The sequence below is a fragment of the Streptomyces sp. NPDC007917 genome, assembly GCF_042959105.1.
GTDB lineage: Bacteria > Actinomycetota > Actinomycetes > Streptomycetales > Streptomycetaceae > Streptomyces.
The window spans coordinates 215,881-226,976 of the sequence record NZ_JBIBKK010000016.1 but is presented as its reverse complement, the minus strand read 5'-3'; the positions used below and the strand labels follow the sequence as shown (position 1 = coordinate 226,976).

Here is an 11,096-nt window from a genome sequence, read left to right as displayed (position 1 = left end):
CGGACGAGCCGTGGAACTCGGCATCCGCACACTGTTCAACACACCCACCATCGCCGGACTGGCCGCACTCATCGACTCCGGCACAGGCGGAGCGGACGCCATCGAGACGGCTGATCCGCTGGCGGTGATGCTGCCGCTGCGCGCCGGCGGTCACAGGCCTCCGGTGTTCTGTGTCCACCCCGCGGTCGGCATCGGATGGGTCTATGCGGGGCTGCTGCGGTATCTGGACGCCGACACCCCGCTCTACGTCCTCCAGTCGCCGATGCTCTCCGATCCGGCTGAGCGTCCCGGCAGTCTTGCGGAGATCGCCGAGACGTACATCGGACACATCAGGAAGGTGCAGGCCACCGGCCCGTACCATCTCGTCGGCTGGTCCTTCGGGGCCGGCGTGGTGCAGGAGATCGCCGCGCGGCTGCAGTCGGAAGGCGATGAGGTCGGGCTCGTCGCCGTTCTCGACGGTTATCCGGTCGTACCGCAGCTGACGGACGAGGCATCCGGTCTCGGCGCCCTTCTGGACTCGGTGGGCCTGCTGGCGGCGTCGGGAGGCTCCGCGGGCGAGGGCACCGAGGCGGCGGTCGACGACCGTTCGCCCGATATCGACGAGGAGCGGTTCCTCAGCCTCGCGGCGGAGCCGGGCAGCCTTCTCTCGCTTCTCCCGGCGCGGGCGCTCGCGCTGCTCCCCCAGGTGTTCGCCACCCATGTCGCGCTGTCGGGGGCGATCAGCGGCCATGTCTTCCGTGGTGATCTGCTCTTCTTCTCCGCCGCGGTGGGCAGAGGGGACGGCTGGCCGACTCCGGAGGCGTGGCGCCCGTACGTGGCCGGGGCCATCGAGGTGACCGAGGTACCCGTCGCACACGGCGCCATGACCGGGCCCGAGGCGCTTGCGGTCATCGGTCCGCGCCTGGCGGCGCGACTTCGAAGGGCGGTGTCGGCCTGAATGGGGCGCGCGGCGGCGGATGTCAGGGGACTTGTGGTGCGGGAAGAGAGTGAGGGCATCGTGCCGGAAGCGGTCCAGGTAGTGGGAATCGGCGGGTCCAACAGGGCGGGCTCGACCGCGGAGAAGGCCTTGCGCATCGCCCTCGCCGCGGCTGTCCGCCGGGGCGCGCGAGTGAAACTGATCAGCGGGCCGGACCTGGTGATGCCGCTGTACGAATATACGGCGGCAGAGCGGCCCGAACGGGCGAGAGCACTCGTCGAAGCCGTCTCGTCGGCAGACGGCCTGATTATCGCCACGCCCGCCTACCATGGCTCGATCTCGGGAATGGTGAAGAACGCACTCGACTACATGGAGGAACTGCGCGCGGACCGGCGGCCGTACTTCTCGGACCGGGCCGTGGGCTGCATATCGGTCGCCGGGGGCTGGCAGGCGTCGGCGTCGGCGGTTGCCGCGCTCCGGACGAGCGTTCACGCGCTGCGTGGCTGGCCCACTCCGCTCGGTGTCACGATCAATACGGAGACCACTTCGTTCGACGCCGACGGCCGGGTGCAGGATCCACAGGTGGCCGAACGCCTTGAGCTGGTGGCCGAGCACGTCGTCGAGTTCGCCTTGATGCGACGGATGTTGAAGGCGCAACAGAGGGAAACACCCGCGCTGCGGGAGCTTGCCCCGGCACAGATCTGACCGGCACGGCCACATATTGCCAAAGCCCTTGACACCCCTGCGGGCGGCACTTTAGCTTTCGGGACGGCGTTCAATATATTGATCCATGACCAGAGTGGGACCGTCAGTGGCTCAATGCGGAGCAGCTGAGAGCGGTCTGCGGGGATCGTTCGAATCTGGACGGGGGACAGTACATTGGGACGGGTGGCCATAAAACCACACCCCAAGACAGGATTAGCCGGGCGCGCAATCTTTGACACGGCCCGGAAGCGCCGCCACGCTGAAACCTTTTGGCGCATGTCGAATTCTTCTCCACCTCACACATGCCCCCGCCCTCGCTGATGCCCCGTCACGGGGCAGGAGCCCGGGGATCGGCCTGTCTAAATCCAGTGCACTAGCCTCTCGATATGGGGCAATGTCCATGGAAAGGGATGTCGTGAGCATATCTGAGAAATCTTCCCAATTCGGGGAGATTCTTCGGGAGTATCGAATATCATGCGGAATGACACAACAGGAGCTGGCGGACTTCTCAACGCTCAGCGTGCGCGCCATCCGGGATCTGGAACGCGGGAAAGTGGCCAGACCGCGGAAGGAAACTCTCCGTCTTCTGGTAAAGGCCCTGGATCTGCCCGCCGATGACCGTGAAAGATTTGAGTCACTGTTGATTTCGGCCCGCGGCAATCGATTCAGGTCGGCCGATCCCAACTCTCGGCAGCGAAATTCCCCCGCGAGCAGCCCTCGTGAGGATGCGCCGGATGTGGTACTCGCATACCTGCCCGAACGGGGCGCGGTGACACCTGATGCGCTAAACGGCGGAATCTATGCGGACGTGCTGAGTTCCCTGGCCAAGAACTTAAACCTGACAGGGCGTCACATGGCCATCGTGGTTCTCTCGCCGGACAGAGCGTGACCATTTCTCCTTTTACAGCGGTCCCCCACGCCAGAAGTGCCCGCGATGGCGGCCGTATCCGCAGACGGCCTCGTGACGGAGAGAACTGAATCAGTGGACAGCGAGACGAGTGCAGGGAAGTCCGTGGCAGAAGCGGCCCGTCCGGCCACCGCGGAGACGCACCGACTGGGCAGACCGGTCTACCTTCTCACGCTCTGCCAATTCCTCTACTACGCGGGCGTCAGCGTCGATCTGACCCTGACGGCCGTCGTCGGTCTCGAGATGGCGCCGGCGGCCGCCCTGGCGACGGTGCCGCTCACCCTGATGACGGTGACCGGAACCATCGCTTCGTACGCGACCGGAATGCTTTCCGCGCGTTACGGACATCGCACGGTCCTGGCGGTGGGCGCCTGTATCGCGGTGACCGGTGGCCTGGTCTCCATGCTCGCCGTCCAGACGGATTCCTTCCTCACCTTGTGCGTGGGGACCGCCATGGTCGGGGTGTACCGGTCGACGGGGGGCTACTTCCGGTTCCTCGCGGCGGACCTGGTGCCCAAGGCATCCCGGACCAGGGCGCTGAGCACGGTTCTCTGCGGTGGTGTGGCAGCGGCGATCGTCGGCCCCTGGGCCGCGACCGAGAGCAGTGGCCTCATGGGAGCCGAGTTCGCCGGCTCCTACCTGTTGGTGTCGTGCCTGGCGTTCGCCGTCGTGCCCGTCATCCTCGCCGTGCGACCCGCCTCGCCTCGTCCGACGGAGGCGGATGCCGACGCGGAGGAGGAGGAAACGGCCCAGGCCACGCGCGTCCGCGATGTCGTGCACACCAGTGACTTCCGCAGGGCCTTCTCCTTGCTGGCGGTGTCCACGGGCGTGATGACCATGCTGATGGCCGTCGGCCCGATCGGCAGCAAGCACGCCGGGCACTCCTTGTCCCAGGGAGCCATGATCATCCAGTGGCACATGGTGGGGATGTTCGCCCCCGCCTTGTTCAGCGGCAGGCTGACCACCGCGTGGGGCCCTCGCTGGACCGGGACGCTGGGGGCGTTTCTCCTGGTCACAGGGGCCGGCATCGGTTCGCTCGGCACGGGGATGTCCGCGTTCATGGTGTCGTTGGGGCTCGTGGGCGTGGGATGGAATCTCGCGTATGTCTCCGGCAGCGCCTATGCGGTCCGTTGCTACCCGCAGGGAAAGGGCGGGCGTGTCCAGGCCACGATCGAGGGCAGCACCGCGTGTGTGGGCGCCGTGGCCTCGTTCTCGGCCAACATGGTGTTCTCCCAGCTGGGATGGACGGGGACGAACCTCGCGGCGCTGGTCCTGCCGCTGATCGTCTGCGTGTGGCTGGCCCTCGCCCGCAACTCCGAGCGTGAGCCGGCCACCGCCTGAACCCGCCCGTCAGGGCAGCACTCAGGCCTGGATGACCCGGATGTCGGCCTCGGTGAAGCGGGCGACGAGGTCGTCAGGGGCGCCGGTGTCGGTGACCAGCACATCGATCTCGTCGATCGCGCAGATACGGGCGAAGGCGCGGTGGCCCAGCTTGGTGCTGTCGGCCACCACGACCACCCGCTCCGCGCGGCGGGCCATCAGGTGGTTGATGCTCGCCTCGCCCTCGTGGTGGGCGGTGGCGCCCTGAGTGAGGTCCAGCGCGTCCACACCGATGACCGCCACATCGAGGGAGACCTGGTCGAGCACCCCGGTGGCCAACGGGCCCATCAGCTCGAAGGACTGGGGACGGGCTACCCCGCCGGTGAGCACGATCTTGATCTGTGGGCGCACGGCCAGCTCACCGGCGATGTTCAGCGCGTTCGTCACGATGGTGACGGCGGGGGCGCCGCCGGGGGCGGTCAGGTCCGCGCGGGTGGCGATGGCACGGGCCGCCTCGGTCGTCGTGGTCCCGCCGTTGAGGCCGACGATCGCGCCGGGGTCGACCATCTGGGCGACGGCGGCGCCGATCCGCTGCTTCTCGGATGCGCGCCGGGCGGTCTTGTAGCGCAGCGGGAGGTCGTAGGACACGTTGTGCGCCACCGCGCCGCCGCGCGTGCGGGTGAGCATCTGCTGTCGGGCGAGTTCGTCGAGGTCGCGGCGGATCGTCGCAGCGGACACCGAGAGCTCGGCCGCCGCCTGTTCGAGGTCGACCTTGCCGTCCCGGGCCAACAGCTCCAGCAGGGCGTTCCAGCGTTCGGGCCGTTTCACGCCGTCTCCCTCACCCCGTCCTCGCCCGCGCTCGCCCGTCGTCGACCGCGCCGCTCACCCTATCGCGCCTGACGGGGAGCGCTGGACTTCTCTGCAAAATCATGCGCATTATCGGCCCGTACGATGCAACTCAGATCACGCCGTCTGCTCATTCACGCATGACAAGGGGAGCCGCATGAGCTACACCGAGGCCGAGATCGCCAGCCAGCCGGACTGCTGGCGCCGCGCCGCGGATCTGGTCCGGGAGCCGGGCGGAGCGGTACGGGAGGCGCTGCCCCGGGCGGGCGAGCGGGTCGCCGTGGTCGGATGCGGCACGTCGTGGTTCATCGCCCAGTCGTACGCGGCGCTGCGGGAGTCGGCGGGCCAGGGGGAGACGGACGCGTTCGCCGCCTCGGAGATGCCGATGGGCCGCCGTTACGACCGGGTGCTCGCGCTGTGCCGGTCCGGCACCACGACCGAAGTGCTCGAACTCCTCGGCCGCTTGCGCGGCACCGCGCCGACCACGGTGGTCACCGCCGTGCCCGGCTCCCCCGTCACCGAAGTGGCGGACTCGGTGATCCTGCTCGACTTTGCCGACGAGGAGTCCGTCGTACAGACCCGCTTCGCGACCACCGAGCTCGTCCTGTTGCGGGCCCACCTGGGCACCTCGCTCGACCGCCTGGAGGCCGACGGGCGCGCCGCCGTCGCCGCGCCGGTGGCCGACGGCCTGCTGGACGCCGAGCAGTTCACCTTCCTCGGGCGGGGCTGGACGTACGGACTGGCGCAGGAGGCCGCGCTCAAGATGCGCGAGGCGGCGGGGGCGTGGACCGAGGCCTATCCGGTGATGGAGTTCCGGCACGGTCCGATCAGCGTCACCGGCCCCAAGAGCGTGGTGTGGTGGCTCGGCGAGGGCGCCTGCGGGCTGGAGGAGGAGATCGCGGCCGCCGGCGGCCGGCTGGTCGGGGACGGACGGGACCCGGTGGCCGAACTGGTGGCGGTGCAGCGGCTCGCCGTCGCGATCGCCCAGGCGCGCGGCCTCGACCCGGACCGGCCCCGGCATCTGACCCGCTCGGTGATCCTCGGGTGACCGCGCGGCCCGGCGCGCTGCCGGGCCGCCGCCCAGTGCTGAGAGCGGGACAACCCAGACCAACGAACAGCGGAAGGAGCCGGGCCATGCCACTGGTGGCGACCGGCGAGATCGTCGGGCCGGCCGTACGGGCCGGGCTCGGCGCGGGGGCGTTCAACGTCATCCAGATCGAGCACGCGCAGGCGATCGTCGCCGGGGCGGAGGCGGCCGGCGCTCCGGTCATCCTGCAGATCAGCGAGAACGCCGTGCGGTACCACGGGGCGCTGGCCGCCATCGGGCGGGCGGCCGTGGAGGTCGCGGCCGCGGCGCGGGTGCCGGTCGCCGTGCACCTGGATCACGCGACCGACCCGGCCCTGGTGCGGGAGGCGGTCGGGCTCGGATTCGGGTCGGTGATGTTCGACGCCTCCGCGCTGGGCTACGAGGCCAATGTGGCAGCCACCGCCGAGGTCACCGCCGACTGCCACGCCCAAGGGGTGTGGGTGGAGGCCGAGCTGGGCGAAGTCGGCGGGAAGGACGGGGTCCACGCGCCGGGGGCCCGTACGGATCCGGCCGAGGCCGCCGCCTATGTCGGGGCGACCGGTGTGGACGCGCTCGCGGTCGCGGTCGGCACCTCCCACGCGATGGTCGTCAAGGAGGCGGTGGTGGACCTCGGGCTGGTGGCGGCCCTGCGCGCGGCCGTGCCCGTACCGCTGGTGCTGCACGGCTCCTCCGGCGTGCCCGAGGCGGATCTGACCCGTGCGGTGGAGGCGGGCCTGACGAAGGTGAACATCGCCACCCACCTCAACGTGGCCTACACGCGGGCGATCCGCGACCACCTCGCGGCCCATCCCGAGGCCGTCGACCCGCGCCGCTATGTCGCCAAGGCCCGCGACGCGGTGGCGCGCGAGGTGGCCCGTCTGCTCCCGCTGCTGCGGGCCGTCGCCCCCTGACGCCCCCTGACGCCCCCTGACGCCGCCTCCGACGCCGGCCGGGGTGTCCGCCGGGGCGTCGGGGGCGGCGCCCCTTCGTCGCACCAGGTCCCCTCGGTGCCCGAACCACGATCCGCGCCCTCACTGTTGACATGAGCTTATCAAGTCGTCCACGCTGCAAGGGAGGTTAGGAAAGGTTCCTAACAAAGGGGTGTGTCATGCGTAAGCGACTCGCGTTCGCGCTCGCCGGCGCCGGTCTGCTGGCCGTCTCCGTCACCACGGGCGCCGGTGCCGCCACCCGGGGCCCGGCACCGGCCCCCGAGTCGGCCAGCGAAGGCACGGTCACGGCGGCCCAGTTACTCGCCAAGGTGCAGAGCTGTTCGCAGATATCCAACGGCAAGTACCGCACCGACGACGAGACCTCGGCCACCATCCCGGTCTGCGGCGCCAACGGGGCGGTCTTCTGGAAGGCCGACATGGACATCGACTGCGACGGCCAGGTCACCTCGCGGTGCAATGAGGACACCGACCCGTGGTTCCAGGACGACACGGCCTTCCACCAGTCGGACGGCAAGCCGCTCATCGCCGACAAGCTGCCGTACGTGGTGGTGCCGAGCGCCAGCTCCACCTGGAACTACAGCCAGGCGGGCATCAAGGGCGGCGGCGTCGTCGCCGTCGTCTACAACAACAAGGTGGAGTACGCCGTGGTCGGCGACACCGGCCCCACCAAGATAATCGGCGAGGCGTCCTACGCGACGGCCAACGCGCTGGGGATAGACCCCGACCCGGAGACCGGCGGCGCGGACTCGGGCGTGACGTACATCCTGTTCAAGAACTCCTCGGTCTCCCCCATCGAGAACCACGCCAAGGCGGTCTCCGTGGGCGACGGCCTGGCCAAGCAGTTCATTCAGAACAACTGACCCCTACCCGGGTGCAACCGCCGGCCACCGGTCCGGCGTGCCAGTGTGCGGAAGCGCGGCCCTGGGCATGATCACAGATCAGGCGCAGGGCCGATCCGACGACCGCCGGGGGACACGTCATGCCGCAGGAGCCGCCCGCATCCCAGGATTCCGCCTCTCGCGCACGACGGTGCGTCCACCAGCTGTACGAGGACCACGCGCGCCGCACGCCCGACGCGGTCGCCGTCATATCGGGTTCACAGCAGCTGACGTACCGTGAACTGGACGAAAGGGCCAACCGGTTGGCCCGTCATCTGCGGGATGCGGGCCTGCCCCGGGGCGGGCCGGTGGCGGTGTGCCTGGGCCGCGATGCCGAGGTCCTGACCGCGGTGCTCGCGGTGCTCAAGGCGGGCGGGGCGTATGTGCCCGTGGAGCCGGACGCGCCGCCGCCGGTGCTGCGGCAGATACTCGCGGACCCGGGGCTCTTCGCCGCGGTCACCCGGGAGTCGCTGCGGGTCATGGTGTCCGACACGGTCCGCTCGGGCCGGCCGGTGATCTGCCTGGACACCCAGGCCGAGGCCATCGCCGCCCGGTCCGGGGAACCGCTGGACGCCGGGGTCGGCGCCGCTGACCTGGCGTGTGTGCTGTACACCTCCGGCACGGCCGGGCGGATGCCGCGGGGCGTTCTGCTCGAACACCGCACTCTGGCCGGCGCCTACGAGGGGTGGCGGGTGGTGTACCGCCTCTCTCCCGACGACCGCCACCTTCAGACGACGCCGTCGGAGTTCGCCGGATTCACGGCCGACTGGGTCCGCGCGCTGTGCTCGGGCGGCACGCTGGTGCTGGCGGGCCGGGACGAGGATCTGGACCGGGCGGGCGACGCCGCCCCGCTGCACCGGTTGATCGTCGACCGGGCGGTCACCGTCGTGGCGTGCGACGTCCCCACCGTACGCGGTCTGCACCGGCACCTGCGGTCGCGGGGCGCGGACCTCGCGGACGTACGGCTGATCGCGGTCTCGGGCGACAGCTGGTACCTGGACGAGCAGCAGGCCCTGCGCCGGACCCTGGGGCCGCATGTGCGGATCCTGAACGTCTACGGCGTGACCGAGGCCGCCGGATCGGGCGCGTACTTCGAGCTGCCCGACCGGCCCGCGACGACCGACCACCCCGAGCGCGTCTCGCCGATCGGCACGGCCTTCCCCGGCGCGGACCTGGCGGTGCTCGGCCGGGGCGGGGCGCCGGCCGCCTGGGGGGCGCGGGGCGAACTGGGCATCAAGGGACCGGTCGTGGGCCGCGGCTATCTCAATGGCCCGGCCTTCGCCGCCGGTCGCTTCCTGCGCACCGGCGACCTCGGCCGGATGCGTGACGACGGGGGGCTCGAACACCTCGGCCGGGTGGGCTCGCACGCCGACGCCGAGGCGGTGCTGCGCGGGCATCCCTCGGTCGGGGAGTGCCTGGTCACCGACATCGACAACGCCCAGGGCCACAAGACCCTGACCGCCTATGTCACCCCCGTGGACGGCGGCGAGGTCAACCCGAGCGAGCTCAGACTGTTCCTGGCCACCCGGCTGCCGTCCCCCCGGACCCCGCGCTCGGTGGTCCGGGTGACCTCGCTGCCCCGCACCCGGGCCGGCAAGCTCGACCGGAGCGGTCTTCCGCTGCCGGCACAGCGCGATGCCACACGGCGCGCGCCGGGCGGGAAGGGGGCGGTGTCGGGTGACGGGGGCGACGGGTGCGGCGTATGGGGCTCCGTCGCGGTGCTCACGCTGTTCTTCTCCTTTCTGTCCATGTTTCTCACCGACGCTCTGTGGCCGTATTCGACCGATCTGTCGCTGGTTCCCCAGCCCTGGGCGGCGCTGTTCACCGGGCTGTACCTCTGTGAGTCGCTGGCCTTCGGGCTGGGGATGGGATTCCTGTTCTGCGGGCGGCCGTTGATGGACCGCCAGGGGCGCTCCCCCGCCCTGACGAGCGCCGCGCATCTCGCGGTGGCCTGGCTGCTGATCGCGTGGTGGCCGCAGGACAACTACTACCGGCTCGCGGCCAAGACGGACTGGGCGCGGCAGGCCGCCCTCGTCTACGCCTTCAACGTCACGCTCATGATCGCCGCCGTCGTGGTCCTCGCGTTCGTCGTGGCGCGGCCCCGGACGGCGGACCGGAGCTGACGCCGGCGTCCGTGAACATCCCGCCCAGGGCGTCGTTGGCCGAGCGCACTACCGCCTCCGCCGCGTCCAAGGCCCCGGTTGTGCGGGCCGCGAGCGCCACGCCCACAGAGGGGTCGGGCTCGAAGGCCGCGGTCACCACGGTCGGCAGCAGCGTCACCCCGAGCGCGCGGCACCGGCGGGACACCTCGCCGAGGTGGCCGGCCAGCGCCGCGGCGGGGAGCCGGGCGCCCAGCGGCAGCCGGTCCAGGGTCCGTACGAGGGGCCGGCCGCCCCGGAGCCGGGCCAGCCTGGCCTGGATCATGAACGCCACGGCCGGGCCGGTGAGCCGGAGGTTGATCTCGACGGGGGCGAGCCGACCCGCCCGGTCCATGACGAAGTCGACGTCGTACCAGCCCTGGTAGCCCTCGGCGGCCAGGGCCCGGCCCACGGCCGTCGCGAACCGCTCGGCGACTCCGGCGGGCGCGTCGGGGACGGCCCCCGGGCCGACCGTGACCCCCTGGTAGTTCGTCCCGTCGATGTCCATCACGCCCACGCCGACGGGGTGGACGGCGCCCCCGTCGTCGACGACGGCGTCGAAGGTCAGGTTCCGCAGGGGGCCGGAGCCGTGGACGTACTCCTCGATCAGCACGGTGCCCCGGGCCAGTCGTCTGGCGAGGGCCCGGGCGCCGCCGGACTCGGCGACCTGGCCGGGCGTCACCACGGTGGTGCCATGGCCGCCCACTCCGTACTCGGCCTTCACCACCACCGTGGCTCCGGCTGCGGCACGGGCGGCCAGCGCGCGGGCGGCCCCGCGACGCGATGTCACGCGCTCCTGCGCGGGGACGACGATGCCGGGATGGGCCGGGGCGAGCGTGCGGAACAGCTGGTGGGCGGCTGCCTTGGACTCATAACGGCGCGTCACGCGCAGCGCCCGGCCGAAGCCGTCCGGTCCGACGTCGGGCCCGGACCCCGGGCTTGCCCCGGACCCGGGCGCGGACCCGGACCCGGGCCCGGTCCCGGCCGTCGGCCGAGCCCCGGCGAACAGCCGCTCGGATTCCGGAGTGCGGCCCCAGGTGATCACCTGCAGCCCGGACCGCCGGATCCGCTCCAGCAGCGCCGGCCTGGACCGCAGCCCCTCCGCCACCCCGCCGTCCTCGCCCGCGACCGCGCCGTACACCGCAACGTCTTGCCACTCCAGCACGCGCGACAGCTCGCGCGCCCAGAAGTCGTCGATCTGCCGCGGGAGCACGAGGATCCGCGGATGGGGGCTGTAGAAGGCGGCCAGGCAGGCGTAGTGGCCGCCGGCGCGCCGCACCGCGGGCGAACCGCCGGCGAACTGGGCGTTGAAGTCGCCGACGTTGCCGATGTGCACGGCCGGTGCCCCGCCGGTCCACGCGCGCACCCAG

The 11,096-nt window shown here is 71.2% G+C and carries 10 protein-coding genes; 8 read left to right on the top strand and 2 right to left on the bottom strand.

Annotated features, from left to right (window positions below):
* The 4 genes from ACFZDL_RS29735 to ACFZDL_RS29720 all read left to right on the top strand — a co-directional run.
* Window positions 1-937: thioesterase domain-containing protein (locus tag ACFZDL_RS29735; protein ID WP_353596380.1), on the top strand; the 937-nt coding region annotated here is incomplete at its 5' end.
* Complete coding sequence (locus tag ACFZDL_RS29730; RefSeq protein WP_353596381.1) at window positions 938-1,621, top strand: NAD(P)H-dependent oxidoreductase; 684 nt, start codon at window positions 938-940, stop codon at window positions 1,619-1,621. It begins immediately after the preceding gene.
* Window positions 1,622-2,036: 415 nt separating this feature from the next.
* Window positions 2,037-2,510: a helix-turn-helix transcriptional regulator gene (locus ACFZDL_RS29725; protein ID WP_353596382.1), complete on the top strand. Its 474-nt coding sequence runs from the start codon at window positions 2,037-2,039 to the stop codon at window positions 2,508-2,510.
* A gap of 123 nt (window positions 2,511-2,633) precedes the next feature.
* Window positions 2,634-3,869: an MFS transporter gene (locus tag ACFZDL_RS29720; protein ID WP_353596383.1), complete on the top strand. Its 1,236-nt coding sequence runs from the start codon at window positions 2,634-2,636 to the stop codon at window positions 3,867-3,869.
* A gap of 21 nt (window positions 3,870-3,890) precedes the next feature.
* On the opposite strand, the gene ACFZDL_RS29715 is transcribed toward ACFZDL_RS29720, so the two are convergent.
* Complete coding sequence (locus tag ACFZDL_RS29715) at window positions 3,891-4,676, bottom strand: DeoR/GlpR family DNA-binding transcription regulator (RefSeq protein WP_353596384.1); 786 nt, start codon at window positions 4,674-4,676, stop codon at window positions 3,891-3,893.
* Between the two features lie 175 nt (window positions 4,677-4,851).
* Between ACFZDL_RS29715 and ACFZDL_RS29710 the strand changes: the two genes are divergently transcribed.
* From ACFZDL_RS29710 to ACFZDL_RS29695, 4 genes are all read left to right on the top strand, one after another.
* The gene (locus tag ACFZDL_RS29710) at window positions 4,852-5,742 is read left to right on the top strand and encodes an SIS domain-containing protein (protein ID WP_353596385.1); all 891 of its coding nucleotides are present in this window, start codon (window positions 4,852-4,854) and stop codon (window positions 5,740-5,742) included.
* Window positions 5,743-5,828: 86 nt separating this feature from the next.
* Window positions 5,829-6,671, top strand: a complete 843-nt coding sequence (locus ACFZDL_RS29705) for a class II fructose-bisphosphate aldolase (RefSeq protein ID WP_353596386.1) — start codon at window positions 5,829-5,831, stop codon at window positions 6,669-6,671.
* Between the two features lie 197 nt (window positions 6,672-6,868).
* Window positions 6,869-7,570: a glycoside hydrolase family 75 protein gene (locus ACFZDL_RS29700; RefSeq protein WP_353596387.1), complete on the top strand. Its 702-nt coding sequence runs from the start codon at window positions 6,869-6,871 to the stop codon at window positions 7,568-7,570.
* A gap of 119 nt (window positions 7,571-7,689) precedes the next feature.
* Entirely contained in the window at window positions 7,690-9,711 is a 2,022-nt protein-coding gene (locus ACFZDL_RS29695; protein WP_353596388.1) for an AMP-binding protein, read from the top strand.
* Here ACFZDL_RS29695 and ACFZDL_RS29690 read toward each other — a convergent pair.
* A complete protein-coding gene (locus ACFZDL_RS29690; protein ID WP_353596389.1) occupies window positions 9,644-11,092 on the bottom strand; it encodes a hypothetical protein in 1,449 nt (482 codons plus the stop codon). The genes ACFZDL_RS29695 and ACFZDL_RS29690 overlap by 68 nt on opposite strands.
* Between the last annotated feature and the right edge of the window lie 4 nt (window positions 11,093-11,096).